General features: G+C 59.4%; 28 protein-coding genes. 19 read left to right on the forward strand and 9 right to left on the reverse strand.

Annotated elements, in window-relative coordinates; translation table 11 throughout:
• The first annotated feature begins 53 nt into the window (after positions 1-53).
• Genes AC1DWM_RS06475 through AC1DWM_RS06490 form a run of 4 tightly spaced genes read left to right on the forward strand, consistent with a single transcriptional unit; the run spans position 54 to position 4,216 of the window.
• Complete coding sequence (locus AC1DWM_RS06475) at positions 54-1,013, forward strand: ABC transporter permease (RefSeq protein ID WP_223511388.1); 960 nt, start codon at positions 54-56, stop codon at positions 1,011-1,013.
• Between the two features lie 3 nt (positions 1,014-1,016).
• The gene (locus AC1DWM_RS06480) at positions 1,017-1,844 is read left to right on the forward strand and encodes an ABC transporter permease (protein ID WP_223511389.1); all 828 of its coding nucleotides are present in this window, start codon (positions 1,017-1,019) and stop codon (positions 1,842-1,844) included.
• Positions 1,845-1,846: 2 nt separating this feature from the next.
• Positions 1,847-3,502, forward strand: a complete 1,656-nt coding sequence (locus AC1DWM_RS06485) for an ABC transporter ATP-binding protein (protein WP_223511390.1) — start codon at positions 1,847-1,849, stop codon at positions 3,500-3,502.
• Positions 3,503-3,511: 9 nt separating this feature from the next.
• The gene (locus AC1DWM_RS06490; RefSeq protein WP_223511392.1) at positions 3,512-4,216 is read left to right on the forward strand and encodes an NAD(P)H-dependent oxidoreductase; all 705 of its coding nucleotides are present in this window, start codon (positions 3,512-3,514) and stop codon (positions 4,214-4,216) included.
• Positions 4,217-4,412: 196 nt separating this feature from the next.
• On the opposite strand, the gene AC1DWM_RS06495 is transcribed toward AC1DWM_RS06490, so the two are convergent.
• Positions 4,413-4,604 (reverse strand): YegP family protein, encoded by a 192-nt coding sequence (locus AC1DWM_RS06495; protein WP_010462174.1) that lies wholly within the window; start codon positions 4,602-4,604, stop codon positions 4,413-4,415.
• 277 nt (positions 4,605-4,881) lie between these two features.
• On the opposite strand from AC1DWM_RS06495, the gene AC1DWM_RS06500 reads away from it, so the two are divergent.
• From AC1DWM_RS06500 to AC1DWM_RS06525, 6 genes are all read left to right on the forward strand, one after another.
• Complete coding sequence (locus tag AC1DWM_RS06500; protein ID WP_223511393.1) at positions 4,882-5,850, forward strand: glycosyltransferase family 2 protein; 969 nt, start codon at positions 4,882-4,884, stop codon at positions 5,848-5,850.
• Between the two features lie 3 nt (positions 5,851-5,853).
• Entirely contained in the window at positions 5,854-6,564 is a 711-nt protein-coding gene (locus AC1DWM_RS06505) for a class I SAM-dependent methyltransferase (protein WP_223511395.1), read from the forward strand.
• Positions 6,561-6,947 (forward strand): GtrA family protein, encoded by a 387-nt coding sequence (locus AC1DWM_RS06510; RefSeq protein ID WP_223511397.1) that lies wholly within the window; start codon positions 6,561-6,563, stop codon positions 6,945-6,947. Before AC1DWM_RS06505 ends, AC1DWM_RS06510 begins: the two co-directional genes overlap by 4 nt.
• On the forward strand, positions 6,944-9,070 hold the full coding sequence (locus tag AC1DWM_RS06515; RefSeq protein WP_477794849.1) for a DUF6311 domain-containing protein: 2,127 nt from the start codon (positions 6,944-6,946) through the stop codon (positions 9,068-9,070). The genes AC1DWM_RS06510 and AC1DWM_RS06515 overlap by 4 nt, the downstream gene beginning before the upstream one ends.
• 72 nt (positions 9,071-9,142) lie before the next feature.
• Positions 9,143-10,069 carry a LysR substrate-binding domain-containing protein gene (locus AC1DWM_RS06520; protein ID WP_223511400.1) on the forward strand — a complete coding sequence of 309 codons (927 nt, stop codon included), beginning with the start codon at positions 9,143-9,145 and terminating at the stop codon, positions 10,067-10,069.
• 57 nt (positions 10,070-10,126) lie between these two features.
• Complete coding sequence (locus tag AC1DWM_RS06525; RefSeq protein ID WP_477794850.1) at positions 10,127-10,492, forward strand: 5-carboxymethyl-2-hydroxymuconate Delta-isomerase; 366 nt, start codon at positions 10,127-10,129, stop codon at positions 10,490-10,492.
• Positions 10,493-10,495: 3 nt separating this feature from the next.
• Here AC1DWM_RS06525 and AC1DWM_RS06530 read toward each other — a convergent pair whose 3' ends face one another.
• Together AC1DWM_RS06530 and AC1DWM_RS06535 are read right to left on the reverse strand one after the other, a co-directional pair.
• Complete coding sequence (locus AC1DWM_RS06530; protein ID WP_477794851.1) at positions 10,496-11,431, reverse strand: LysR family transcriptional regulator; 936 nt, start codon at positions 11,429-11,431, stop codon at positions 10,496-10,498.
• Positions 11,432-11,540: 109 nt separating this feature from the next.
• A complete protein-coding gene (locus tag AC1DWM_RS06535) occupies positions 11,541-12,725 on the reverse strand; it encodes a cyanate transporter (RefSeq protein WP_477794852.1) in 1,185 nt (394 codons plus the stop codon).
• A gap of 517 nt (positions 12,726-13,242) precedes the next feature.
• Here AC1DWM_RS06535 and AC1DWM_RS06540 point away from each other — a divergent pair.
• The 6 genes from AC1DWM_RS06540 (at position 13,243) to AC1DWM_RS06565 (ending at position 19,788) form a co-directional block, all read left to right on the forward strand.
• Complete coding sequence (locus tag AC1DWM_RS06540) at positions 13,243-14,625, forward strand: glutamine synthetase family protein (protein WP_223511404.1); 1,383 nt, start codon at positions 13,243-13,245, stop codon at positions 14,623-14,625.
• Between the two features lie 179 nt (positions 14,626-14,804).
• Complete coding sequence (locus tag AC1DWM_RS06545) at positions 14,805-16,454, forward strand: phosphoethanolamine transferase (RefSeq protein WP_223511405.1); 1,650 nt, start codon at positions 14,805-14,807, stop codon at positions 16,452-16,454.
• Between the two features lie 70 nt (positions 16,455-16,524).
• Positions 16,525-17,187 (forward strand): class I SAM-dependent methyltransferase, encoded by a 663-nt coding sequence (locus AC1DWM_RS06550; protein ID WP_223511406.1) that lies wholly within the window; start codon positions 16,525-16,527, stop codon positions 17,185-17,187.
• 123 nt (positions 17,188-17,310) lie between these two features.
• Positions 17,311-18,444, forward strand: coding sequence for a ribonuclease D (rnd, locus tag AC1DWM_RS06555; protein ID WP_223511408.1), 1,134 nt, complete (start codon positions 17,311-17,313; stop codon positions 18,442-18,444).
• Positions 18,441-18,734: a YcgL domain-containing protein gene (locus AC1DWM_RS06560; RefSeq protein ID WP_007898694.1), complete on the forward strand. Its 294-nt coding sequence runs from the start codon at positions 18,441-18,443 to the stop codon at positions 18,732-18,734. The genes rnd and AC1DWM_RS06560 overlap by 4 nt, the downstream gene beginning before the upstream one ends.
• Positions 18,735-18,855: 121 nt before the next feature.
• The gene (locus AC1DWM_RS06565) at positions 18,856-19,788 is read left to right on the forward strand and encodes a D-2-hydroxyacid dehydrogenase (RefSeq protein WP_223511410.1); all 933 of its coding nucleotides are present in this window, start codon (positions 18,856-18,858) and stop codon (positions 19,786-19,788) included.
• 143 nt (positions 19,789-19,931) lie between these two features.
• Here the strand turns inward: AC1DWM_RS06565 and AC1DWM_RS06570 are convergent, their stop codons facing one another.
• Entirely contained in the window at positions 19,932-20,525 is a 594-nt protein-coding gene (locus AC1DWM_RS06570) for a nitroreductase family protein (RefSeq protein ID WP_223511412.1), read from the reverse strand.
• A gap of 167 nt (positions 20,526-20,692) precedes the next feature.
• On the opposite strand from AC1DWM_RS06570, the gene AC1DWM_RS06575 reads away from it, so the two are divergent.
• Both AC1DWM_RS06575 and AC1DWM_RS06580 read left to right on the forward strand, forming a co-directional pair.
• On the forward strand, positions 20,693-21,142 hold the full coding sequence (locus AC1DWM_RS06575) for a YcgN family cysteine cluster protein (protein ID WP_007944020.1): 450 nt from the start codon (positions 20,693-20,695) through the stop codon (positions 21,140-21,142).
• A 34-nt stretch (positions 21,143-21,176) separates the two neighbouring features.
• On the forward strand, positions 21,177-22,406 hold the full coding sequence (locus AC1DWM_RS06580; RefSeq protein WP_477794853.1) for a hypothetical protein: 1,230 nt from the start codon (positions 21,177-21,179) through the stop codon (positions 22,404-22,406).
• A 111-nt stretch (positions 22,407-22,517) separates the two neighbouring features.
• Here the strand turns inward: AC1DWM_RS06580 and AC1DWM_RS06585 are convergent, their stop codons facing one another.
• The 4 genes from AC1DWM_RS06585 to AC1DWM_RS06600 all read right to left on the reverse strand — a co-directional run bounded on the left by AC1DWM_RS06585 (position 22,518) and on the right by AC1DWM_RS06600 (position 24,755).
• Complete coding sequence (locus AC1DWM_RS06585; protein ID WP_223511414.1) at positions 22,518-22,895, reverse strand: YgaP family membrane protein; 378 nt, start codon at positions 22,893-22,895, stop codon at positions 22,518-22,520.
• 90 nt (positions 22,896-22,985) lie between these two features.
• Entirely contained in the window at positions 22,986-23,456 is a 471-nt protein-coding gene (locus AC1DWM_RS06590) for an RNA methyltransferase (protein WP_008153126.1), read from the reverse strand.
• Between the two features lie 191 nt (positions 23,457-23,647).
• Entirely contained in the window at positions 23,648-24,019 is a 372-nt protein-coding gene (locus AC1DWM_RS06595) for a YajD family HNH nuclease (RefSeq protein WP_007898702.1), read from the reverse strand.
• Between the two features lie 49 nt (positions 24,020-24,068).
• Complete coding sequence (locus AC1DWM_RS06600) at positions 24,069-24,755, reverse strand: spermidine synthase (protein ID WP_007898703.1); 687 nt, start codon at positions 24,753-24,755, stop codon at positions 24,069-24,071.
• Between the two features lie 95 nt (positions 24,756-24,850).
• On the opposite strand from AC1DWM_RS06600, the gene AC1DWM_RS06605 reads away from it, so the two are divergent.
• The gene (locus tag AC1DWM_RS06605) at positions 24,851-25,141 is read left to right on the forward strand and encodes a hypothetical protein (RefSeq protein ID WP_007944005.1); all 291 of its coding nucleotides are present in this window, start codon (positions 24,851-24,853) and stop codon (positions 25,139-25,141) included.
• On the opposite strand, the gene AC1DWM_RS06610 is transcribed toward AC1DWM_RS06605, so the two are convergent.
• A complete protein-coding gene (locus AC1DWM_RS06610; protein WP_477794854.1) occupies positions 25,138-25,611 on the reverse strand; it encodes a cyclic nucleotide-binding domain-containing protein in 474 nt (157 codons plus the stop codon). The two genes, AC1DWM_RS06605 and AC1DWM_RS06610, sit on opposite strands and share 4 nt — an antisense overlap.
• Between the last annotated feature and the right edge of the window lie 39 nt (positions 25,612-25,650).

Here is a 25,650-nt window from a genome sequence, read left to right on the forward strand (position 1 = left end):
ACCGGGTCGAGTAACGGCGTAAATGCCTGTCGGCTACAACGAGGAACTTTGCGGTGAATAGTATTTTCAAGTTGCTCCTGCAGCGCCTGGCCCTAGGCCTGCTATCGCTCTTCGCGGTATCCGTCATCATCTTCCTCGCCGTCGGCATGCTCCCGGGTGATATCGCCCAGGCCATGCTCGGCCAATCCGCCACCCCGGAAACCGTTGCCGCATTTCGCACGCAACTGGGACTGGACCTGCCACCGCTGACCCGCTTCGGTCACTGGATCTGGCACCTGCTGCAAGGTGATCTCGGCGTCTCGCTGGCCAATCAGCGGCCCATCGCCGATCTGGTTGCCTCGCGCCTGGGCAACACCTTCAGTCTGGCGGCGCTGGCGGCATTGGTTTCGGTGCCGCTCGCGTTGTTGCTGGGGATGCTCGCAGCGTTGTACCGCAACAGCTGGTTCGACCGTTTGCTCAACACCAGCGCCCTGAGCGCGGTGTCGTTTCCGGAGTTCTTCGTCGCCTACATCCTGATCCTGGTGTTCGCGGTGAAGCTCAACTGGTTCCCGAGCATTTCCAACCTGACCCCGGACGCCTCGTTCGGCAGCGTGCTGGAACGCTCGGTGCTGCCGGTCGCGACCCTGAGCCTGGTGGTGATCGCGCAGATGATGCGTATGACCCGCGCATCCCTGATCAACCTGCTGGCCAGCCCCTACATCGAAATGGCCCGGCTCAAGGGCATCAGCCAGTCGCGGATCATCTTTCGTCATGCGTTGCCCAACGCGTTGGCGCCGATCGTTAACGTGGTGGCGCTGAACCTAGCGTACCTGGTGGTCGGCGTGGTGGTGGTCGAGGTGGTGTTCGTCTACCCGGGGCTCGGCCAATTGCTGGTGGACTCGGTGGCCAAGCGCGACATCCCGGTGGTTCAGGCATGCAGCCTGATCTTCGCGGCGACGTACATCCTGCTCAATACCACGGCGGATGTGCTGTCCATCGCCAGCAATCCACGCCTGATGCATCCGAAGGGGTAGAACATGAACCTGCTCAAACAATTAGTGCGGGCGCCGTTGAGCGCCCAGTTCGGAATACTGGTGATCATCCTCTACATCCTCGTGGCGCTGTTCGCCCCGTTGCTGGCGCCGTACGGCGAAACCCAAGTGGTGGGCGAAGGCTTCGCGCCGTGGAGCGGCGAGTTTCTGCTGGGCACCGATAACCTCGGTCGCGACATGTTCAGCCGTCTGGTCTATGGCGCGCGCAACACCTTGGGCATTGCCTTCCTGACCACGGTGCTGGCGTTCCTGCTCGGCGGCTTGAGCGGGTTGGTCGCGGCGATCAAGGGTGGTTGGGTCGATCAGGGATTGTCGCGGATCGTCGATATTCTGATGGCGATTCCGCAGCTGATCTTCGCTTTGCTGATCCTCAGCGTGGTCGGCACCACGGCGACGTCGCTGGTGCTGGTGATCGCGCTGCTGGACGCGACGCGGGTGTTTCGCCTGTCGCGGGCGGTGGCGATGAACGTGGTGGTGCAGGACTTCGTCGAAGCTGCGCGTTTACGCGGTGAAGGCCTGTGGTGGCTGGTGACCCGCGAGGTGTTGCCCAACGCTGCCGCGCCGCTGATTGCCGAGTTCGGCCTGCGTTTTTGCTTTGTGTTTTTGTTCATCAGCGCGCTGTCGTTTCTCGGCCTGGGCATTCAACCGCCCACCGCCGATTGGGGCAGCATGGTTCGCGACAACGCGGTGCTGATTACCTTCGGCGACATCAGCCCGTTGCTGCCCGCCCTGGCCGTGGCGTTGATCACGGTCAGCGTCAACTTCGTCGTTGACTGGATGCTGCACAAATCCAGCGGCCTCAAGGAGTGCTGAACATGAACGCGATTACTAATGAAAAACCGCTGCTGGAAATCCGCGACCTGCACATCGAAGGCCATTACGAAGACGCCTGGCATCCGCTGATCAAGGGCATCGACCTGACCCTGCAACGCGGCGAAGTGCTGGGGCTGATTGGCGAATCGGGAGCCGGAAAATCCACACTGGGTCTGGCCGCTATGGGCTATACCCGCGACGGTTGCCGGATCACCGGCGGCTCGGTGCAATTTGACGGCATCGACCTGCTGCGCGCCAAACCCGAAGCGCTGCGCAAACTGCGTGGCTTGCGCATTGCCTATGTCGCACAAAGCGCTGCAGCGTCGTTCAACCCGGCCCACCGACTGATTGATCAACACGTGGAAACCGCCGTCAAAAACGGTGGCATGAGCCGGGCCCAGGCGATGGCCGAAGCGGTGGAGTTGTATCGGGTGCTGCGCCTGCCCAATCCGGAGCAGATTGGCCAGCGTTACCCGCATCAGGTGTCCGGCGGGCAGTTGCAACGGGTCATGACCGCGATGGCCATGGCTTGCCACCCGGACTTGATCATATTTGACGAGCCGACCACCGCCCTCGACGTCACCACGCAGATTGAAGTGTTGGCGGCCATTCGCGATGCGGTAGCCACGTACGGCAGTGCGGCGATTTACATCAGCCATGACCTGGCGGTAGTTGCGCAAATGGCCGATCGCATCATGGTGCTGCGCCACGGCAAACTGGTGGAAGAGGCCGAGACCCGCAAGATGCTCGGCGACCCACAGGAGGATTACACCAAGTCATTGTGGGCGGTTCGCAGCTTCCACACCGAACCGAAACCGTGCCCGCAGCAGGAAAAACCGCTGCTGGAGTTGCAGCAAAGCTGCGCCAGTTACGGTCATCAACCGGTTCTGCATGATATCTCGCTGAGCTTGTATCGCGGCCAGACCCTGGCGGTGATCGGCGAGTCTGGCAGCGGCAAAAGCTCCACGGCGCGTTTGATCACCGGCTTGTTGCCGCCAACGTCGGGTCAGGTGCTGTATGACGGCGAGGCGCTGCCGGCTGACTTTCGCCAGCGCAGCAAGGAGCAACTGCGGCGTATCCAGATGATCTACCAAATTCCCGATACGGCACTGAACCCGCGTCAGCGCATCGTCGACATCATCGGTCGGCCGCTGACCTTTTACCTCGGCCTCAAAGGCAAGGCGATGCGTGCGCGGGTGGCCGAGTTGCTGGAAATGATCGAACTCGACCCGGCGACGTTCATGGAGCGCCAACCCCGCGAACTGTCCGGTGGTCAGAAGCAACGCGTGTGCATTGCCCGGGCCTTGGCGGCCGATCCACAATTGATCATTTGCGATGAAGTGACCTCGGCGCTGGACCAATTGGTGGCCGAAGGCGTGCTGAAACTGCTCAACCGGATACAACAGCAACTGGGCGTCGCTTATCTGTTCATCACTCACGATGTCGCCACCGTCCGGGCCATTGCCGATGAGGTGCTGGTGATGCAGCGGGGCAGGGTGGTCGACCATGGTTCACGCAGCGCCATCTTCACGCCGCCGCATCAGGATTACACCGGGCTGCTGTTTTCATCCGAACCGCAAATGGACCCCGACTGGCTCGACCGGTTGCTGGCCGCGCGCGCGTTACCGACTTCAAACTCAACGCTGGTAAATGTTTAAGGAATTGTCATGAAAGTATTGATCGTCCACGCTCATCCAGAGCCGAAATCCTTTACCGCCGCGTTGCGCGACCAGGCTGTCTCGACCCTAGAATCTCAAGGGCATGAGGTCCAGGTCAGCGACTTGTACGCGATGAACTGGAACCCGGTGGCCAGCGCCGATGATTTTTCTTCACGGGAGAACCCGGAATACCTGGTGTATGCGCTGGAACAACGTCTAGGTGTGAAAAGTCAGTCGCTGGCGCCGGATATCCAGCAAGAGCTCGACAAATTGCTGTGGGCTGACTTGCTGATCCTCAATTTTCCGATTTTCTGGTTCTCGGCCCCGGCCATGCTCAAGGGCTGGATTGATCGGGTGCTGGTGTCCGGGGTTTGCTATGGCGGTAAGCGCTTTTACGATCAGGGCGGGTTGAGCGGCAAGAAGGCGCTGGTCACTGTCACCCTGGGCGGGCGCGAGCACATGTTCGGTGATGGCGCGATTCATGGTCCGCTGGAAGACATGCTACGGCCGATCCTGCGTGGCACGCTGGCGTATGTCGGCCTCGACGTGCTGCAACCATTCGTGGCCTGGCACGTGCCGTACATCAGCGACGAGGCTCGCCAGGAATTCCTGAAGAACTATCAGCAACGACTGGAGCACGTGAGCGATGACCAGCCGATGCAGTTTCCGCGTTTGGCTCAATTTGATGAGGCGTTGTATCCGTTGCCTGTCTGAAGCGGGTTTTTACCCAGGCATTTGATGGTGTTCTTTGCGGCCCCATCGCGAGCAGGCTCACTCCCACAGGTTTTGCGGATGACGCAAATCCACTGTGGGAGCGAGCCTGCTCGCGAAGGGGCCACTGAATCCAGCCCAAAAAATCAATGGATAACCGCATGCCCAAGCCAAACACCTCGGGCATTGGCTATCAGGCTTAGATCTCCTTCACCGGCGTTTCCCCCTCAACACCTTTGATCAACCCGATGGCGTGCAGGCAATCGGCCTTGTTCACATACGACTCGCCGCTGGCGATGGTCTCGTGATTCCCCGCCCTCAGGCGCCAGCGCCATTGTCCTTTGCCGGTGCTCGGGGTGCCCTTGGATTGCCTGTAAATCTCGAAATACATACTGCTCGCTCCATGCGATGGGTTATTGCGACAACCTGTGTGACGCGTCGGGGGCAAGCCTAGCGGAGCTGGCTTTTTTGGCCACCGGGCATTTGTTTCCAGGCATTTGAAAATATTTCTGCCGACGCCGGCGGGCCGGTGGGAATGGCCAAAACCCCCTCGGATTCGCCCTTGCATCACCACCCTCGGTCCTGCTTAATACGACTCGGCTCATGGCGTCGAGAACCCGGCGACAGCCCCGGATTGTAGAAAAACCACTATAAAAAAGAGCAATCAATTGACTCATCAGCACGGAACGCAACTGACCGGGCCTCTGGCGTTATCGCTCGTCATCCCGGTGTTCAATGAAGCAGCCACCGTCGATTTGTTCATCGCGCGGATTAATAACGTCTTCAAGGATGAAGTGCTGATTGATCTGGAGATGGTGTTCGTCAATGACGGCAGCACCGACACCACACTGGACCTGTTGCTGGAACGCCAACTGACGGACCCGCGCTTGCGCATCGTCGATCTGAGCCGCAATTTCGGCAAGGAAGCGGCGTTAACCGCGGGTTTGCAGACCGCCACCGGCCAGGTCGTGGTGCCGATCGACGTTGATTTGCAGGACCCGCCGGAGGTCATTCTCGAGATGATTGCCCGCTGGCGTGAAGGCTTTGAAGTGGTGCTGGGCCATCGCGTGAGTCGTAAAACCGATTCCTGGGCCAAGCAGACCTCAGCCAACTGGTTCTACCGCCTGCACAACAAAATCGCCGAGCAACACCTGCCGGAAAATGTCGGTGACTTCCGGCTCATGGACCGCTGCGTGATCGATGCCTTGCAGACCTTGCCCGAATCCCGGCGCTTCATGAAAGGCCTGTTCGCCTGGGTCGGTTTTCGCACCACCCACGTCAACTACGAACGTCCTGAGCGGGCGGCCGGAGCGACCAAGTTCAATGGCTGGCGGTTATGGAACTTCGCCCTGGAGGGCATCACCAGTTTCAGCACCGAACCGCTGCGGATCTGGACCTACCTCGGGCTGCTCGTTTCGCTGATTTCCTTCTCGTTCGCCATCTTCATCATATTGCGCACCCTGATTTCCGGTATCGACCTTCCGGGTTATGCCTCGCTGATGGTGGCGGTCACCTTTCTGGGTGGCCTGCAATTGATCGGCATCGGTGTGCTGGGTGAATACCTGGGCCGAACCTACATCGAATCCAAACGCCGACCGGTGTATCTGGTGCGGCGTGTCTATGACCCCAAGGACTGAACCGTGGATCTCAAGGAAACCGACATTCTCGGTTCAAGCATCGATCAGCATTGGTATTACGCCTCCAAAGCGGCGGCGACCACGCGGTTGCTCGGCAGCACCCCGTTCAAGAAAATTCTCGATGTGGGCGCAGGCTCCGGGTTCTTTACTCACCATCTTCTGAGTCATTCATCGGCTGATGAAGCGTGGTGCGTGGACATCAGTTACGACGCCGACTCGGACGCCGGCACCGCCGGCAAACCGGTGCATTACCGTCGCGCCATCGATGCGGTGGACGCCGACCTGGTGTTGCTGATGGACGTGCTGGAGCATGTCGACGACGACGTCGGGTTGCTCAAGGCCTATGTCGACAAAGTCCCGTCCGGCAGCCGGTTCCTGATGACGGTGCCGGCGTTCCGGTTTCTGTGGAGCGGGCACGACGAGTTTCTCGAACACAAACGCCGCTACACCTTGGCGCAACTGGAAACCGTGGCCCGGGACGCCGGATTGACGGTGCAGCAGGGCGCTTACTACTTCGGCCTGGTATTCCCGATTGCCGCCACGTTGCGATTGCTGCCCCAAGGCGCGCAACCCTCGCCGCCGCGTTCGCAACTCAAGCGCCATCACCCGCTGGTGAATACGCTGTTGAAGTCCTTGTGCCGCATCGAGTTGCCGTTCATGAACGCCAATCGTCTGGCCGGGTTGACGGTGTTTGTACTGGCGCAGAAACCGTGACGTCAGCCGAAAAATCCGCCCTGATCCAGCGTGGCCTGCGCTTTGCCGTGACCGGGTTGTTCGTCACGGCCTTGCATGCGCTGGTGGCCGTGCTGTTCATCAATTACGTGTTGCCATTGCCGCCGTTGGCCAATGGCGTGGCGTTTGCCGTGGCGACGGTGGTGTCCTACGTGATCAATACCACCTGGAGTTTTTCCGCGCGGTTGCACGGACGGACACTGCTGCGTTTCATGATGGTGTCCGTTGCCGGATTTCTGCTGGCGATGCTGGTGGCCTGGGCCGCGCAAATGGCCGGCCTGCATTATTTGCTGGGGATTGGCGCGGTGGCGCTGACCATTCCGGCCTTCACCTTTGTACTGCATAACTTCTGGACGTATCGATGAAGGACTTGGCTAAGCGGCTGCCGATCAACCTGTTGCCTTTGTTGATCGGTGTTCTAGCCTTTTTCATCGTCGTTGGGCCAAGGGCGCTGAACCCTCAAAACATTGCATGGCTGGGCAACGGTGATCCGGCGACGCATTACCTGGGCTGGGTGTTTTTCCGGCAGTCACCCTGGGCCTTTCCAATCGGGCTCAATCCTTCCTATGGACTGGAATTGGCCAATGGCATCATTTTTTCTGATTCCAATCCGCTGCTTGCTTTGCTGTTCAAACCGTTCGCCTCACTGTTGCCAATGCCTTTCCAGTACTTCGGACTCTGGTTCCTGACCTGCTTCGTTTTGCAGGCCTGGTTTGCCTGGAAACTGGTGGGGCTGGTGTCGACCCATGTGGGTGTTCGTGCCGTGAGTACGGCGTTGTTTCTGTTTGTTCCACCCATGATCATGCGCATGCCTTTCCATTTGTCCCTGGGCGGGCATTTTCTGGTTCTGGCCTCGTTGTATCTGGCGCTGCATCCGCAATTGCGTCGTCGACGCTTGGCCTGGGGGTCGTTGCTGGCGGCGGCGGCGTTGATCCATGCGTATTTTCTGGCGATGGTGGCCGTGATCTGGATCGCCGATCTCACGGCAGGCTATTTCAGGAAAAAACTGACGCTGCAGTCTGCTGCCATCGAATTGATCGGGCTTTTTTCGCTGGTCAGTTTTTGCTGCTGGCAGGCGGGCTATTTTTCGGTGGGCGGGGACGGCGCGATATCGGCCGGTTTTGGTCTGTACGCCATGAATCTGCTGTCACTGATAGATCCCGGGAACTGGTCGGGGCAGTGGTCCTATGTACTGAAGGATTTACCCGGCGTTCAAGGGCTCGGCGATGTTGAAGGGTTTCTTTTTCTGGGCCTTGGGCTGATGACGCTGGGCGTTTGCGCACTGGTGGGGTTGCTTCAAGGCAATACCGGTTTTTTCCTGCGACTGCGGCGGTGGCCACTGTTGCTGGCGGCGCTGGTGGGGCTGAGCCTGTTTTCGATTTCTAACCATGTGGCAATGGGTTCGCTCGAATTGACCTATCCACTGCCACCCTTGGTGATTTCAATCGCCAACATCTTCCGTGCGTCAGGGCGGATGTTCTGGCCGGTCTACTACGCGATAATCTTCGCCATCATTTTCCTGGTGATTCGCGCCAATACCCCGCGCACTGCCGTGAGTCTGTTGTCCCTGGCGTTGCTGATCCAGGTGCTCGATACCCACGCCGGCTGGATAGGCGTGCGCAAACAATTGATGGTTGAACCGGCGTCGAAGTGGGTGTCGCCCATGGTCGACCCGTTCTGGAACAGTGCTGCGACCCATTACCGGAACATTCGCTGGATCGTTCCGCAGAATCTGTCCCCGAAGTGGATGTCGGTGGCTGATTTTGCCGGTGCCCATGGCCTGGAAACGAATGCCGTGTACCTCGGGCGGATGGACACGGCCAACTGGATCAAATCCGAGCAGGAGACGGCGCGTGAAATGGCCTCGGGCAAGTATGCCGCCGACTCGTTGTACCTGCTCGATGAGCGGGCGTTGATCCAGGCGGTGAGAAACGTTGATACCCGAACGGACCTCTTCGCCAGGATTGACGGGTTCACGGTGCTGGCCCCAGGCTGGAAACAATGCAGCACGTGTTTGCAGCTGGCCTCGCAAATCAACCCGCTGGATCTTGTGCCCTCCGTCGAGCCCGGACAAAAGACGCTGTTCAATTACGGCGGCAAGGGCGGGGCATTGCTCGCCAATGGATGGTCCGAGCCAGAACTCTGGGGCACCTGGTCGAAAAGTCCCGACGCCGAAGTGATGTTCCGCGTCCCGACGCCCGTGCATTCCTTACGTCTGGAAGCCACGGCGTTCCTGCCGCCGGGGCATGCGCGGCAAAGTGTCGTCATCAACATCAATGGCGTACCGGCCGTGAATACCCGGCTTGAACAGGCTGATGGCAACATCATCGATGTGGCCCTTACGGCCGAGATGCAGCAACGGGTGTCGAGTCAGGGGGTGTTGATTGTGCAATTGCAGTTCGCCGATGCCGTCAGCCCGAAACAGTTCGGGATGGGGCCGGACGTTCGACCGCTTGCCTTCGGATTGAAATCCTTGACCGTCAATTGATGTCCGCTGGACATAGACGCCTCCCTCGGGCCTTTCTACACTGCCTCAAGTGTTGGGGACCGGGGGCAAGGAATGAATCGTAATGAACTGCGCAAGGCGGACATCAACCTGATGGTGGTGTTCGAATCGTTGATGCTTGAGCGCAACGTGACGCGGGTGGCGGAGAAGCTGTTTCTCGGTCAACCGACCATCAGCTCCGCGCTCAACCGCCTGCGGACGATGTTCAACGATCCACTGTTCATCCGCGTCGGCCACCGCATGGAGCCGACAGCCCGCGCCGAGGAGTTGATTCAATACCTGTCGCCAGCGCTGGATTCGCTGTCGATGGCATTAAGCCTGACCCACGATTTCGACCCGGCCAGCAGCACCATGACCTTCCGTATCGGACTGTCGGATGACGTCGAGTTCGGACTGCTCCCGCCGCTCCTGCGCGCCTTGCGCCAAGAAGCCCCGAAGGTGGTGTTTGTGGTTCAGCATGTCGATTACTGGCGCATTCCCGATTTGCTGGCGGCCGGCGACATCACCGTGGGCATCAGCCAGACCCGTGGCCTGCCGGCCAACGCCAAGCGCAAGTTGTTGCGGCACATCATGCCGAGCATCCTGCGCGCCGATGCGTCCGACACACCGCTGACGCTCGATGAATATTGCTCACGCCCTCATGTGTTGGTTTCCCACACCGCGAACGTCAGTGGTTACGCCGATGAGTGGCTGGCGGAGATAGGGCGTACGCGCCAGGTCGTCCTTTCCGTGCCGCAATACAGCTCGTTGCCGGCCTTGCTCGCCGGCACCGATTTGATCGCCAGTTTGCCCGATTACGCGGCCGAAGCCATGGCGGCATCCGGTTTGCTGTTCAAGGAACCGTTCCCGTTCAAGACCCCGACCCTTGACCTGTCGATGGTCTGGCTCAGCCATGTCGATACCGACCCCGCCGAACGCTGGTTGCGTTCGCGTCTGGAAGTGTTCATGAGTGAGCGCTCGCCATTGCCGCAGCCCCAGTGAGTAAGACGGCGCTGTGTTATACGTAGGATCTTTCTGCCCTCTATCTGGAGCCGCCACATGCCACACCTGCACATGGAATACACCGCCAATCTGCCCGAGCTGAACGCCGACGTGGCATTGATCCGACTCAATAATGCCTTGGTGGCTTCCGGTCAGTTTGCTGCGGAGTCCGACATCAAGAGCCGAGCGCTGAAGGTCGAGACCTTCAAGGTCGGTACTGCGTTGAGTGAACGGGCGTTTGTGCATGTGAAGCTGGCATTGTTGAGTGGTCGCTCACCGCAGATTAAACAGCAGCTGTCCGAAAGCCTGCTGGCGGTGGTCCAGGACCTGTGCGAATGGCCTGCCGAGGTGGAAGTGCAGCTGTGCGTGGAAATCCTCGATATCGATCGCGAGTCCTACACCAAGACCGCCATCAGCGGCTGAATCTCAGGCCATTGCCTGCTCGGCGCAAACGTCGATCACCTGCTCGCGCAGCCAGGTGTTGGCACTGTCCTGATCGGCGCTTTGACTCCACTGCATGTCCAGGGTGAAACCCGGCAGGCCGTTGGGGGCTTCGCAATGATTGAAGATTGCCTCGTTGGCCAGCAATTGCTGGATACGGCGGGGCAGGGTCAGGATGTAGTCGGTGCCAGTGATCATCTTCAATGCCGCGCTGTAGCTGTTGGCACGCGCGACAATCTGTCGTTTGTGCGCCTGTTGCGCCAGCCAGCCGTCGACCATGTTGGTGCTGGACGTCCATGGGGTTGGAAACACATGCCGGCGTTGCACAAAGGCTTGCAGGCTTAACCGCGGCTCCAGCGGCGTGGCGCGTTTGTCGAACACGCAAACCAAGTCATCTTCCAGTAACAGCCGGGATTTGAAGTCGGTGTGGCTGCGATGGAAATTCGGGCCGAAACAGATCGCCAGGTCGAGACGGCCATCGCGCAACTCGTCGGCCGGGATGTCGGTTTCGAACTTGTACATGTTGACCATCACCGGCAGGTCGGCGAAATCGAAGCGCTTGAGCAGACGCGGCAAAATCAGCTGCTCGAAATACTCCGGCGCGCAAATATTGAAGGTCACTGCGTGCAGGGTCGGGTCAAATGCCGGGGCGCTGGCGTGGCACAGGTTGATGCTTTCGAGGATTTTCAGCACAGGCGTGTACATGGTGCTGGCTTTGTAGGTGGGGCGCATACCGGTGCGGGTTTTGATGAACAACTCGTCGTCAAAACCGGTACGCAGCTTTTTCAGGCAGTAACTCACCGTGGACTGGCTGACGCAGAGCGTCTCCGACACACCGGTGACGCTGCTTTGCTCGTACACGGCGACAAACACCATGAGGTCCTGCATATCGAGCTTTCTAAGCAAGTTACTGTTCAGCATCCGTTCTGTCTCGCTGTGCTCCTTGCGCTGACAGTGCGCAAACGTGTGCGAAAGATCCTAACGGAACGATGGTGCCAAGAGAATGCCCTGTAGGAAGTTTCTACTCCGATCAGCGGATGTGTTGGCTGTAATGCCGCGGGTTGAAGCGCAGGACCATCAGGATCATCAACCCCATGACCCCGGTCAGCGTCCACCAGGCCCATTCGAAACTGCCCAGTTGATCGCGAATCATCCCTGCCATTAGCGGTGAGAGGCCGGCGATCAAGTACCCGATGCCTTGCACGAATGCCGTCAGGGCGCCGGCGCGTTGCGGATTGTCGAGGTGATCCAGCGACACAATCAGGCTCATCGGGAACAGCCCGCCGATGCCGAGCCCCAGCAGGCACGGCCAGAGCAGGCTCAGCTGTTGTGGGCAGAGAATCAGCCCGCAGAAACCGGCCATGATCAGTGCCAGCAACACCACCAGCACCAGACGCCGGTCACGGCTGCGATTGGCAATGGCAGGCGTTACCAGCCCGGATAACACTTCCATGGCCGTCAAAAAGCCAAGCAACAAACCGGCGTGTTGTTCGCTCCAGCCCTTTTCCACGTAGTACGGCGCGAGCCACGCCAATACGCAGGTGTAAGACGCGGTGCCCAAACCGAAGAAGATTGCGAGTAACCAGGCGCGGGAATTGGCAAAGAAGCTCGGCTGGCGGGCTGATTGCGTCGGGCGAGCCGTTGATCCACCGCGCTGGCCAGACCACAACAGCAGGGCCACCACGGCCAGCGCCGCCCATATCGCCAGGCCGATGCGCCAGCTGCCGGTTTGGTTCATGACCAGCGGCGCAAACGAGGCCGCAATCGCCGCGCCGCCCATGATCGACGTGACATAGAGCCCCATGCACATGGCGACGTTGTCACTGAACCGGGCTTTGATCAGTGCCGGCATCAGGGCCTGGATTAGCGCAATACCGATACCTGCCAGCACCGCACTGAGGATCAGTTCGGCGGCTGAATCGAGAAACAGCCGCGACGTAGTGGCCACGCCAATGATCAACAGCGACAGCACCACCGTGCGCTGTTCGCCGAGGCGTTGGCTCACCCGCAAGCCGAAAAACATCGCCAAGCCCATGGCCATGACCGGCAGCATCGTCAGCAGTGAGGCCAAGCTGAAACTCAGCGCAATGTCCGCGCGAATCGACGACAGCAAAGGCCCGACCGCCGCCATCGACGGACGCAGGTTAAGGGCGACGAGCATGATGCTGAACATCAGCCAAAGGGCAGGGCGGGTCGTAGCGCGAACGTTTTCCATCAAACAGGCCTTCAAAAACAAGGCCTCGATTAGGCGCGCAATGGCTGGCGGCGGCAAATCAGATAATCCCCGGCACTATTTAAAAATTAAATACTTCAGCCACACCACAGATCCCCCCTGTAGGAGCCGAGCTTGCTCGCGATGGCGGTGCGATAGTCGATATTCATGGTGACTGACACGATGCCATCGCGAGCAAGCTCGGCTCCTACAGGGTTGGACGGTGCATGGGAGATGATTGTTTAGCCAACCCGCAACCAAAGTTCTTCAAATCCAGATTTAAAGACCTGACCGCCCGTGTGACGCTGCCACTCATCTGTCCTCTACGGTTTTACCTATGGGCGATTGTCCCGTCGCACTTCCCTCCGAGTTGGCCTTCTGGGCGCTGTGGCACTGTCGTCACGCACGCCCACCGGATTCCTGCATTTCCCGTTGATTGTTCTGACAGGTCCGGCGCCCGGCGCTGGATCACATCGGCGACGCCTGCGCGTTTGCCTGACGCGGAAAAAAGAGAATTCCCATGAGTTGCGCCACGACATCGTTCGCCTCCCCGCAAGAAGCCCTGACCTTTCTCGAACAGAACCCGGATATTGAAATGTTCGAACTGTTCATCCTCGACAACAACGGCGTGCCCCGGGGCAAGTTGTTGCATCGCGATGAACTTCTGGCGGTGTACGACAGCGGCCGGCCGTTGCCGAGCACCATTCTTGGCCTGACCATTAATGGCGATGACGTGGAAAACTCCGGACTGGTCTGGGATGTCGGCGATATTGACTGCCGCGCCTATCCGGTCAGCGGTAGTCTGACGCGCATGCCGTGGCGGTTGATTCCCACGGCAGCGGTGCAAGTCAGCATGCATCCGAAAGAAGGCATGCCGGCGACGATCGCCGACCCTCGGCACTTGTTGGCGAAAGTGATCGAAGGCTTGCAGGCGGACGGTTATTACCCGGTCATGGCTGCAGAGCTTGAGTTTTATCTGCTGGATCAGCAGCGCGACAGCCAGGGGCGACCGCAACCGGCGCGGGATGTCGATGGCGGGCGGCCGCGCACGACGCAAGTCTACGGTTTACGTGAGCTGGAGCAGATCGAGCCGTTTCTGGCTGATCTCTACAGTGCCTGCAAGTTGCAGGGGATTCCGGCGCGTACGGCGATTTCCGAATATGCGCCGGGCCAAGTGGAAATTACCCTCGAACACCGCACCGACGCCCTACAGGCGATGGACGAAGCAGTGCGCTACAAACGGCTGGTCAAGGGCGTGGCCCACAAGCACGGGATGACCGCCTGCTTCATGGCCAAACCCTTCGACGACCTGGCGGGCACCGGGATGCACATGCACGTCAGCCTGGCGGACAAGGAGGGCAACAACCTGTTCGCCAGCGAAGCGCCGGACGGTACACCGCTGCTCAGGCAAGCCGTCGGTGGGATGCTCAGCACCTTGCTCGATTCGTTGCTGTTGTTCTGCCCGAATGCCAACTCCTACCGTCGATTCCAGACCAACAGCTACGCTCCCCTGGCGGCGACCTGGGGCGTGGATAACCGCACGGTGAGCTTGCGCGTGCCAGGCGGGCCGGCGTTCTCCCGGCACATCGAACACCGTATTTGTGGCGCCGACGCCAACCCGTACCTGGCCGCTGCGGCGATCCTGGCCGGTATCCATCGCGGTATCCGCGAACAACTCGACCCGGGTGCGCCGGTGGAAGGCAATGGATACGCCCAGGCCACGGAATTGCTTCCGACCGATTGGCTGACCACGTTGCGCGCACTGGAAGGTTCGACCTGGGCGCGTGAAGCGTTCGGACAACCTTTCCTTGGCGTTTACCTGGCGGTGAAACGCGCCGAGTACCGACAGTTCATGGGCGAGGTCGGTGAGCAGGATTGGCGCTGGTATCTGCATCAGGCCTGAACAAGGTCTGAACCAGTCTCAAAGGGTCAAGACGTTGGTCGCAGGTTTAATAAGCCAACTAATCGTTGGCTTCTTTTTCACAAAAAATTGATGGATGGGTGCCTAACATTGGTGTTGTCTCGGTCAATGAAATTTTCACATTTGCCGGAGGCACTTCTTTTCAGGAACAACCGATCACCATGTTGAAGATTAAAGCCGTGCGCCCGGAATGGGTGACACTGATTGCCAGCGCCTTTTTGTTAACAGCCTTCAATTTTGTGCTGTGGCAGCACCTGTTTGAAATCACCGCGTCCGACGGTAAAGGCATCGTCATGCGCGTGGCATTCGGTGCGATGATTCTGGCGGCTTTCAACATTTTTCTGACCTTTGTGGCCTTCAAACGTGTGTTGAAGCCGGTCCTGACGCTGCTCTTCGTGATCAGCGCCAGCGTGGCCTACTTCATGAGCCAATACGGTGCGCTGATTGACACCGGTATGTTACGTAACTTTGCGCAAACCAATGCGACAGAAGTACGCGACTTACTCTCGTTAAAGTTGTTGGCTTATATCCTGTTTTTGGGCGTATTGCCGTCGTGGTTGTTATGGAAAACGCCGATTAATTATCGCCGCTGGCACCATGAGTTATTAAGTAAGGTGTTAGTGAGTGTTGCCTCGGCTGCCGTCATCGGCGGTGTTGCCCTGATTAACTATCAGGGCTTGTCCTCATTGTTTCGCAATCACCACGAGTTGCGCCTGATGGTTGTGCCGAGCAACTACATCGGCGCCTCGGCCGGCTATTTGCGTGAACAAGTGGTTTCCGCCCGTCAACCCTTTGTCAAAATCGGCGAAGACGCGCAGAAAAATCCGGTCTGGCAAGCTCATGGCCGCAAATCCCTGACGGTATTGGTAGTTGGCGAGAGCGCCCGGGCCGAGAACTTCGGCATCCTGGGGTACGACCGCGACACCACCCCGAAGCTGAGTAAAGAAGCCGGCCTGATCGCGTTCACCGATGTGCATTCATGCGGCACGGAAACGGCCGTGTCCGTGCCGTGCATGTTCTCTAACATGGGCCGCAAGAACTACAACGCCAGCAAGGCAAAGAATGAAGAAGGCCTGCTGGATGTGCTTAAGCGTGCCGGTCTGGACGTGATCTGGCGTGACAATCAGTCGGGCTGCAAAGGCACGTGCGACCGCGTCACCCTTGACGATGTGAGCAACTTGAAAGACCCGATACTGTGCGCCAACAGCGAATGCCGCGATGAAATCCTGCTAAAAGGTTTACAACACTTTATCGACACACTCGATAAAGACACCGTGTTGGTCTTGCATCAAATGGGTAGCCATGGCCCTGAATACTTCAAGCGCTACCCGAAAGAATTCGAACGGTTCACGCCAGTTTGTGAAAGTAACGCCCTGAACAACTGCAGTCGCGAAAGTATCGTTAATGGTTACGACAATACGCTGGTGTATACCGACCATGTGCTGTCGAGCCTGATCGATCTGTTGCGCAAGAACCAGGAAAAAGTCGACACCGCGATGCTGTACCTGTCCGACCACGGCGAGTCGCTGGGTGAATACAACCTGTTCCTGCATGGCACGCCTTACATGTTGGCGCCTGAACAACAGAAGCACGTGGCGATGTTGGCGTGGTTCTCCGACAGCTATCAGAAGTCGTTCTCGGTGGACACCCAATGCCTGCAACTGACTCGCGACAAGCCATTGAGCCAGGACAACCTGTTCCATTCGATGCTGGGTCTGCTGGAAGTCAGCAGCAAGGTCTACAACCAGGACCTGGACATGTTCGCCGGTTGTCGTGGTGCGGCTATCGACGGCGTGTTGGCCAAAGATTGAAGGTTTCAACCCTTTTACGCGCAGGCCGCTAGCCAGCGGCCGGTAGAGTCACCACCAAGAGTCATTGCACATGTCTGCGCAACCCACATCCGCCATCGAGCTTGAGTTCGCCCGGCGCTACGATCAGGAACACGCCCGCGTCTGCCGTCAGCCGCAACCGCGAAACCTGACCGGGCGTCTGGCGTTCTGGCGCGAGCAAAACCTGGTGCGCAATGCGCTCAAGGTGGCCGGCGAGCCGGGGTTGATCCTTGATGTGGCGTGCGGCGTCGGGCGCTTCTGGCCGGTGCTGGCCGAGCACGCCAACCGCGTGATCCTCGCGTCGGACCCGTCCCAGGACATGCTTAACCATGCGCAGACTCACCATCCACAGAGCCTGCTCAAGCGAATCAAGACCTTTCAGAGCTCCGCCTTCAACCTTGGCTTGTCCGCCAATGCAGTGGACTGCATTTTTTGCATGCGACTGTTTCAGCACATCAGTTGCCCCGAGCATCGATTGGCCATGCTTCAGGAGTTCCACCGGGTCAGTCGCGACACAGTGATTGTGGCGGTGCGGGTCGACGGCTATTTCAAGCCGCGCCGACTAGAGACGGAGGCCTCTCAGGCCCCACAGCCGGTCAGCAAGGTCGAGGTTGAAGCTGAGTTCAGGCAGGCAGGTTTCCAAGTGCTGAGCCATCAGGGTTTCCTGCCGGGCTGCGCGTGGATGCGGGTCTATGTGCTGAGTAAGACCAGTTAGTCTCCGCTTGTCAGACATTTCTTGATGTCGGGCAGGTCTTTTCGCTAAAGCTCTTGTTCAGTGGATGCGCGGAAATCGCTGGCGGCGATATATACTGCGCGCCATTCTTCAAGGGAGAGCCGTGTGGCCATCGATATTCACTGGATTCGCGACAACGATAGCCTCGGTCAGTTTTGCGCCGAGTGGCAGCAGCTGCCATTCGTTGCCCTCGACACCGAATTCATGCGGGTCGACACCTTTTACCCGATCGCCGGCCTGCTGCAGATCGGCGATGGTGTACGCGCTTACCTGATAGACCCACTGACCATCGACAACTGGCAACCCTTGGCCGCGTTGCTGGAAAATCCGGCCGTGGTCAAAGTCGTCCATGCCTGCAGCGAAGACCTTGAGGTCCTGTTGCGCCTGACCGGCAGCCTGCCGGAGCCGCTGTTCGACACGCAACTGGCGGCCGCTTACCTGAACCTGGGTTTCTCCATGGGCTACTCGCGATTGGTGCAAGAGGTGCTCGGCATCGACTTGCCCAAAGGCGAAACCCGTTCCGACTGGCTGCAACGTCCGCTTTCCGATACTCAGATCAGTTACGCCGCTGAAGATGCTTTGCACCTGGCGGAAGTTTTCGTACAGCTTCGCCCGAAGCTTTCTGACGACAAGTACGCCTGGGTTCTGGAAGACGGCGCCGAGTTGGTGGCCAACCTGCGCCGCGAGGTCGACCCGTACGAGGTCTACCGCGAAGCCAAACTGGCCTGGAAGCTGTCCCGCGCCCAACTCGCCGTGTTGCGGGAGCTGTGCGCCTGGCGTGAGCGCGAAGCCCGTGCCCGTGATTTGCCGCGCAACCGCATCGTCCGTGAGCATTCCCTGTGGCCGCTGGCGCGGACTCAGCCGGACAACCTCGGCGCGCTGGCGAAAATTGAAGACATGCACCCGCGTACCGTGCGTCAGGATGGCGAATTTCTGCTTGATCTGATCAAGCGCTCTGGCAGTGTGTCGCCCGATCAATGGCCGCCCGCCGTGCCGGAGCCGTTGCCGGTGGATGCCGCCGTGCTGGTCAAACAGTTGCGCGCTATCGGCCAGGCCGAAGCCGAGCGCTTGAACATCGCGCCGGAACTGATGCTGCGCAAGAAAACCCTGGAAGCGCTGCTCAAGAGCGGCTTCCCCAATGGTCCTTACCAATTGCCTGATTCGTTGCGTGGCTGGCGCCGCGAATTGATGGGCCAGGCACTGCTCGACAGCCTGGCCACCGCCGGAGAACAGCCTTGAAACGTATTTGCTCGATCTACCGAAGCCTGAAGAAAAACGAGATGTACCTCTATGTGCTCAAAAGCGATGCACTGGAGCGTGTCCCGGAATCACTGATGGCGGCCTTCGGCAAACCGCACCACGCGTTCGATCTGGTGTTGACGCCCGAGCGCAAGCTGTCACGCGAAGACATCACAGTGGTCCTGGAAAACCTTGAAAAGCAGGGCTACCACCTGCAAATGCCGCCGGCCGAAGACGAGTACATCGAACACTTGCCGGAAGAATTGCTGCGCCGCAACGATCCGATGTGACCCGCAGACAGGCTCTGTTCAGAGTCTGTGTGAAACACTGGAATGATTTTTGGCGATGGCCGTGACGAGAGAGCGATGCTCCGTGCGCGGCCGTCTGCACGGTTTTTGAAAGGTTTGAAACATGCGCGTTCTGATTGCCGAACACGACCACCCGGTGTATGCACAATTGTTGCGTCAGGCGGCGCCTGAGCTGGAAGTGCTCACCAGTGGAGACTCCGCTGAACTGGCTCGTCTGGCGGCTGATTGCCCGGTCTGGCTGGGGCAGCCGGATCTGCTGGCCACTCTGTTGCGTCAGGGCCACGAGCCGCAATGGCTGCAATCGACCTGGGCGGGCATCACGCCACTGCTGGCCGACGGTTTGCCACGTCACTATCGCCTGACCCGCGCGGTTGGCATTTTCGGTCAGGTCATGGCCGAATACGTGCTGACCTACATGCTTGGCCACGAGCGCGAAGTATTGGCGCGGCTGGTCAGCCAGGTCGAGCGCAAATGGGACAGCCGCCATGGCCAGAGCCTGGCGGGGCGCAAGGTATTGATCGTCGGCACGGGTGACATCGGGCAGACGGTGGCGCAGTTCCTGGTGCCGTTTGGCGTCGAGTTGTACGGCATCGCCAGCGAAGCCCGCGAGCAGGCGCCGTTTGTTGAAGTCGGTGCGTTGACGGATTTGCCGCGTTTGGTCGGGGAAGTCGATTACGTGGTCAATCTGCTGCCCAACACCCCCAATACCCACGACCTGTACGACGCGGCGCTGTTCAAGCAGTTCAAACCGACCGGGTTGTTCATCAACGTCGGTCGCGGTGTCGCGGTGGTCGATGCGGATCTGGTGGAAGCCTTGAAAGAAGGGCATCTGGCGGGCGCGGTGATCGATGTCTGCCGTCAGGAGCCGCTGCCGCAACGTCATCCGTTCTGGACCGCCTGGGGCTTGTTGCTGACCGGCCACAGCTCGGCGCCGACGTCGCCATCGATGATGGTGAACCTGTTTGTCGAGAATTTGCGGGCGTATCAGGCGGGTGAAGCGTTGCGCGGGGAAGTGGATTTCGATCGCGGTTATTAAACCCACCCCTCGCTCGAATTTTATGCAAAAACCTGTAGGAGCCGAGCTTGCTCGCGATGGCGGTGTCATAGTCAACATGGATGTTGAAAGTGCCGGCCTCTTCGCGAGCAAGCTCGGCTCCTACAGTAGATCTTCAGTGTTGATTAGAGGGTGAAGTCGCCCTCGGCGGCCAACTCGCTCAACGGACGACGCGGGCTTGGCTCTTCACGCGCTTGCAGGTAATCCGCCAGCGATGCCTTGTCGCCCAGTTTGCCCACCGCAATGGCCGCGTGCAGCGCATAACCTTCAGGAATGTTCAGCTCCTTGCGGGTCAGTTCCTGATCGAAACCGGCCATGCCATGGGTGTGCCAGCCGCTGATGCTCGCTTGCAACGCCAAGTGACCCCACGCCGAGCCGGTGTCAAAGGTGTGCCACAGGGCCGGGGTTTCTTCGGTCGCGCCCGGCACGGCGAAGGTGGTTTTCGAGATCACGATCACCAGCGCCGAGGCGTGTTGTGCCCAGCCGCGGTTGAATTCGTTCAGCAGGCCCAGGTAACGCTCCCAGTTTGGCGTGTCGCGACGCGCATAGAGAAACCGCCAAGGCTGCGAATTGTAGGCCGACGGTGCCCAGCGGGCGGCTTCGAAGAAGCTCAGCAGGGTTTCTTCCGGGATGGTCTCGCCGGTGAACGCGCGGGGTGACCAGCGATCGGTGAACTGCGGGTGGATGGCGTAGTCGGCAACGCGTGGATTAGCACTCATCAAGAGATTCCTTGCTACGTTTGAAAGTGAGGGAGCGACGCGAAACCCTACTGGGCGGCGCAAAAACTGACAAGCCTGTTTATACCGGCAGTCGCCAATGCTTGGCCCACAAGGGCCTTGGCACTAGACTGGCGGCCTTTTCACCACCTGATGTTGATGCTTGAGCCATGGCCGCCAAAGTCGAACCGTTCTGGATACGCAAAACCCTCGATCAATTGGATCAAGAGGAATGGGAGTCGTTGTGCGACGGCTGTGGCCTGTGCTGCCTGCAAAAGCTCGAAGATGAAGACGACAACAGCGTCTATTACACGCGAATTGCCTGCAAACTGCTCGACCTGAAAACCTGCCAGTGCACCGATTACCCCAACCGGCGTGACTTCGTCCCGGACTGCATCCAGCTCACGCCGGGCAAGGCTGACGAGTTTAAATGGCTGCCACCGACCTGCGGCTATCGCCTGGTCAGTGAAGGCAAGGACCTGCCGCTCTGGCACCATTTGGTGTGTGGTGATCGCGATGCGGTGCACCACGAGCGTATTTCGCAATCCGGGCGCATGCTCGCCGAAGGCAGCGTGCCTGAAGATGATTGGGAAGATCACCTGATATTCCGCGCGGGTTAATGGCTGACAGATTCAGCTTCACGAAGGAGTGTGTATGGCTGTGGGATTGCGGCTGGCGTTGGCAGTTGGGCTACTGGCCCTGAGTTCGTCCGTGTGGGCGGCGAAGAAAGTCGATCTGGATTACCACGTGCGCCTGTTGCCACAAAGTGATCAAGCTGAGGTGCGCCTGACGCTGGCGCAGGGTTCGGCGGTGCGCAGCCTGGATTTTGACCTGGGCGACGGCAGCCGCTACAGCGACTTCAAGGCCGACGGCCAATGGCAACTTACGCCGGGAAAATCGGCGCGGGGTGTCTGGCATCCATCCGCCGACAAGGCGAGCCTGACCTACCGCGTACGCATCAGCCATGGGCGCAAGAGCGGCAGTTTCGACACGCGCATGACGCCCGGTTGGGCGCTGATGCGCGGTGACGATCTGGTGCCGCCAGCCAAACTCGATCAACAGGATGGTATCGAGCTGGTTTCGCGCCTTGAGTTCGAGTTGCCCAGCGGTTGGAAAAGCGTCGAAACCGCCTGGCCGCGGATCGGCAAGAACAAATTCCGCATCGATAATGTGTCCCGACTGTTCGACCGGCCCACCGGCTGGATGCTCGCGGGCCACCTCGGCAGTCGTCGCACGCGGCTGGGAGAAACCGAAGTCACCGTCGCTTCGCCACAGGGTCAGGGCATGCGCCGCATGGACGTGCTGACCCTGTTGACCTTTGTCTGGCCGCAAGTGCAGGCCGTGTTCCCGCGTCATCCAGGCAAATTGCTGATTGTCGGCGCCAACGACCCGATGTGGCGCGGTAGCCTTGCCGCGCATGAATCGATCTACCTGAACACGCGTCTGCCGCTGGTCAGCGAAAGCGGCAGCAGTGCGCTGGTGCGTGAGTTGGTGCAGGTGTTCGGGCGGATCAACGATAAACAGCGCAGCGATTGGATCACTGAAGGTTTTGCCGAGTATTACGCCATCGAACTGGTGCGCCGTGCCGGCGGCATGAGCGATGAGCGGTATGAAAGCCTGCACGGCAAGCTGATCAAGGACAGCCAGAAGGTCACGACCCTGCGTGGCGAACAGATCAACCCGGCGCAGGTGTCGAAAGCGGTGGTGTTGTTACAGGAACTGGACCGCGAGATACGCCTGAAGACACGCAACAAGCGTTCGCTGGATGATGTAGTGCGCGGGGCGATGCATCTGGAGAGTGTGGATACCAAGGAGTTTGTTCAACTGGCCGAGAGCGTCATCGGCGAGCCTTCCAAGGTACTCAATACTGAGTTACTCCAGTGATACTGCCATCGCGAGCAGGCTCGCTCCTACAGGATTTTGTGTACACCGCAAATCAACTGTGGGAGTGAGCCTGCTCGCGATGAGGCCCTAAGCCTCACAGCATCTTCCGGATCAAACCCCGGCTTTGGGCGACTTCAACGAATCATTCCCCGTCACCGTAGCGGTTTTAGTCGCCGCCTCGGCATTCGCCTTCAACTTGCTCAACTCTTCCCCGGCCCGTTCAATCTTCGCCCGTACATTGTCCATGTCCTGGCGGCTTTTCTCGATCATGCTTTTGACCGAGCTGTGCCCGGTAATTCCGCGAGCCAGTGCCACGCCGCCGATCGCCACTTGAATCAAGCCGAAAATACCGCCGCGACGCAGGCCCTTGCCCATCATCACGATGCCACCGGCCACGGAACCGGCGCGTTCCCAACCGTGAACGTTCTGCTCGGAAGGGGACTGAAGCGGGGTGGATTCGATGCGCTCTACGCGTTTGAGTTCGCTCATGATCTTTCTCCTGGCAGGAAGGCTGCGTCGTCGTGGATAGTTAAGCTGACTGCCGAAGCCGGCGGCTTGTTCCATCGAATGTACGTTGAATCAGCGAAATTTCGCCCCGGAACGGGTGTTGAGCCCTTTGGACATGCGGTCGTAAAGCACGACGTTGACGGTGGCCGCCAGGTTCATGCAACCGGTGGTCGGGATGTAGACCACGTCTTCGCACCAGTCGCGAATCTCTTTATCCAGCGAGCCGTCTTCCGGGCCGAAGATGTAGAGCGCACGATCCGGGTGAGTGTATTCGGGCAGGGAGCGGGCGCCTTCGACCAGTTCCACGGCAACCGGCACGCAGCCCAGTGGCAGGATTTTTTTCAGGTCGTCGATACCGATCAGCGGGATGTCGTAGTGGACGCGCTTGGTGTCGGTGACGAAGTCGGCGGCGCGTTCATAACGCTTGCCGGTATAGAACACGGACGCCACGCCATAGCAGCCGGCGGCGCGCATGACCGAACCGACGTTTTCCGGTGATTTGGGGTTATACAAACCAATGCAGCTATACCGTTTGTCTGCCACGAGCGGGGTGCCTTCGGGGAAAAAACGGCGATTATACGGGGATTGGGGGAGGGGTGTTCGTTTGAGATTGGTGGTGTCTGGGCGATCGCCTTCGCGAGCAGGCTCGCTCCCACTTTGGACCTGTGTGTTTCACAAGATCAATGTGGGAGCGAGCCTGCTCGCRAAGGGGCCGGAATTAACACTGAAGATCTTCAGTCTTCCTTCTTCATCAATCCCGCCAACGCCGCAAACGGGTTGTGCGTCGCCTTGGCGATTTTCGGCGTGCTCAGCGAGCCTTCATCGAAATACTGCTGATCGGTATACCGCGAGTGTTCATTGTCGTGGCAGTACAGGCACAACAGTTCCCAGTTGGAGCCATCCTGCGGGTTGTTGTCGTGGTTGTGGTCGCGGTGGTGCACGGTCAGTTCGCTCAGGCGCTTGCCGGAGAATTCACGGGCGCAACGGCCGCACACATGCGGATACATCTTCAGGGCCTTGTCGCGGTAGCCCATTTCCTTGTCGCGCTGGTTGTCGGCGAGGATGCGGTCCAGCTTCGAAGTATTGGTCGGGGTGGACGAACTCATGGGTTCACCTTTGTAAAAAGACTAATGACGGTATTAAGCGAAGTTTAGCTCAGCCCTTGAGCTTCTCGGCAATCCAGATGGTGTGGCGTGTGCCCTTGTTGCCGTGGGCGAAAACTTGCACTTCCTCGGCCTTGAAACCGGCCTTTTTCAATTTGTCGGAAAACTGCCTGTCAGCGCTCGCCGACCACACCGCCAACACGCCCTTGGGGCGCAGGGCCTTGGCGCAGGCACTCAGGCCACCGGCGGAGTAGAGCCAGCTGTTGGCTTTCTGGGTCAGGCCTTCGGGGCCGTTGTCGACGTCGAGCATGATCGCGTCGAACCCTTGCGGCTCGGCTTGCAACACCTTGGCCACGTCTTCCATGCGAATCACGGTGCGCGGGTCGAGCAACGGGTTGCCGGCTTTCTCGCCCAGCGGCCCACGGTTCCATTCCACCACGCCCGGCACCAACTCTGCGACCACCACTTCTGCGGTCTTGCCCAAATGTTTGAGCGCCGAGGCGAGGGTGAAGCCCATGCCCAGGCCGCCGATCAGCACACGCGAATTCGGGCGACCCGCCACTTTGCGGCAGGGGATCTCGGCCAGGGCATCTTCGGAGCCGTGCATGCGGGTGTTCATCAGTTGTCCGCCGTCGCCACCCTGGATCTTGATGACGAAATCCTCACCGTATTCGAACAGGCACAGGGCACCGCCGTTTTCAGGAATGGGCGTGGTGTCGAGCAGGACGAAACGTTTCATGGGGCTCTCTTGAGAAAGTCTTGCATAAACTGGGAGGGCAAACGGACGCAGTTGGGAGTAGCCTGAAAGGGACAACAAGGCCAACGGAGCCATTGATGAAGCGCACTATTCTAACGGCCATTGCTCTGGCCGCGCTCTCGATTACTGCAGTGCAGGCGCAAACGCTGCAAACGATCCCCGTCAGCCCCGCCCCCATGCCCGGTTCGCCAGGCACCGCGACGCCGACGCCGTACCCGCAAATCACCGCGCCCTCCTTGCCAAAAACTGGCCCCGGCAGTAGCGGTCCGCCGTTGGTACCGATTGAAATGCCGAGCCCGCCGACCAAGGACCAGCCTGTGCCGGGGATCGAGCAAAACCCGACGAAAGTCAAATCGCCGGGCGGTTAAGCCTGCTGCGAAAGCAGTTGCCCGTCGGCCATGCGCAAGCGTTTGGAAAGAGAGACAGCGAGGGCGCGGATGATCTTGGCGGCGACTTTTGGCGCGTCGTTGATCATCTTTTCCAGCGAGTCCTTGCCCAGGTTCAGCAACTGACAGTTGCTGGCGGCCACGCAACTGGCTGAACGCCGTTCACCGTCCAGCACCGCCATCTCGCCGAACGAGCGACCGCTGCGCAACGTGGCCATGGTCACGAGTTGCCCGTCACCATTGGTTTTTTGCACAGCTACCTGTCCGGTGTGAATGATGCACATGAAGCTGCCGGCATCACCCTCATGGAAAATCTGCTCGCCCTGCGCCACGGTGCTGATGCTGAAATAGCCCGAGGCCGCCGCAAAATCGGCGGGCAGCAATTGATCGAACAGGCCGCAGTCCATCAGCCAGTCGCGAATTTCGTTGTTCAGCAAGGTCGGTTCTGACATGTCGTTATTCTTGTGTCTGTTGCTGGGTCGAATTTGAAG

This window comes from Pseudomonas sp. P4_C8 (assembly GCF_056401975.1).

What these genes read in the sequence shown, in the direction of transcription:
- AC1DWM_RS06480 (WP_223511389.1), top strand. Translation starts at nt 1,017, where the DNA reads ATGAACCTGCTCAAACAATTAGTGCGGGCGCCGTTGAGCGCCCAGTTC.
- AC1DWM_RS06530 (WP_477794851.1), bottom strand. Translation starts at nt 11,431, where the DNA reads ATGCTGAACAGTAACTTGCTTAGAAAGCTCGATATGCAGGACCTCATG.
- AC1DWM_RS06520 (WP_223511400.1), top strand. Translation starts at nt 9,143, where the DNA reads ATGAATCGTAATGAACTGCGCAAGGCGGACATCAACCTGATGGTGGTG.
- AC1DWM_RS06535 (WP_477794852.1), bottom strand. Translation starts at nt 12,725, where the DNA reads ATGGAAAACGTTCGCGCTACGACCCGCCCTGCCCTTTGGCTGATGTTC.
- AC1DWM_RS06540 (WP_223511404.1), top strand. Translation starts at nt 13,243, where the DNA reads ATGAGTTGCGCCACGACATCGTTCGCCTCCCCGCAAGAAGCCCTGACC.
- AC1DWM_RS06575 (WP_007944020.1), top strand. Translation starts at nt 20,693, where the DNA reads ATGGCCGCCAAAGTCGAACCGTTCTGGATACGCAAAACCCTCGATCAA.
- AC1DWM_RS06610 (WP_477794854.1), bottom strand. Translation starts at nt 25,611, where the DNA reads ATGTCAGAACCGACCTTGCTGAACAACGAAATTCGCGACTGGCTGATG.
- AC1DWM_RS06585 (WP_223511414.1), bottom strand. Translation starts at nt 22,895, where the DNA reads ATGAGCGAACTCAAACGCGTAGAGCGCATCGAATCCACCCCGCTTCAG.
- AC1DWM_RS06485 (WP_223511390.1), top strand. Translation starts at nt 1,847, where the DNA reads ATGAACGCGATTACTAATGAAAAACCGCTGCTGGAAATCCGCGACCTG.
- AC1DWM_RS06580 (WP_477794853.1), top strand. Translation starts at nt 21,177, where the DNA reads ATGGCTGTGGGATTGCGGCTGGCGTTGGCAGTTGGGCTACTGGCCCTG.
- AC1DWM_RS06595 (WP_007898702.1), bottom strand. Translation starts at nt 24,019, where the DNA reads ATGAGTTCGTCCACCCCGACCAATACTTCGAAGCTGGACCGCATCCTC.
- AC1DWM_RS06545 (WP_223511405.1), top strand. Translation starts at nt 14,805, where the DNA reads ATGTTGAAGATTAAAGCCGTGCGCCCGGAATGGGTGACACTGATTGCC.
- AC1DWM_RS06515 (WP_477794849.1), top strand. Translation starts at nt 6,944, where the DNA reads ATGAAGGACTTGGCTAAGCGGCTGCCGATCAACCTGTTGCCTTTGTTG.
- AC1DWM_RS06605 (WP_007944005.1), top strand. Translation starts at nt 24,851, where the DNA reads ATGAAGCGCACTATTCTAACGGCCATTGCTCTGGCCGCGCTCTCGATT.
- AC1DWM_RS06525 (WP_477794850.1), top strand. Translation starts at nt 10,127, where the DNA reads ATGCCACACCTGCACATGGAATACACCGCCAATCTGCCCGAGCTGAAC.
- AC1DWM_RS06570 (WP_223511412.1), bottom strand. Translation starts at nt 20,525, where the DNA reads ATGAGTGCTAATCCACGCGTTGCCGACTACGCCATCCACCCGCAGTTC.
- AC1DWM_RS06495 (WP_010462174.1), bottom strand. Translation starts at nt 4,604, where the DNA reads ATGTATTTCGAGATTTACAGGCAATCCAAGGGCACCCCGAGCACCGGC.
- AC1DWM_RS06600 (WP_007898703.1), bottom strand. Translation starts at nt 24,755, where the DNA reads ATGAAACGTTTCGTCCTGCTCGACACCACGCCCATTCCTGAAAACGGC.
- AC1DWM_RS06565 (WP_223511410.1), top strand. Translation starts at nt 18,856, where the DNA reads ATGCGCGTTCTGATTGCCGAACACGACCACCCGGTGTATGCACAATTG.
- AC1DWM_RS06490 (WP_223511392.1), top strand. Translation starts at nt 3,512, where the DNA reads ATGAAAGTATTGATCGTCCACGCTCATCCAGAGCCGAAATCCTTTACC.
- AC1DWM_RS06550 (WP_223511406.1), top strand. Translation starts at nt 16,525, where the DNA reads ATGTCTGCGCAACCCACATCCGCCATCGAGCTTGAGTTCGCCCGGCGC.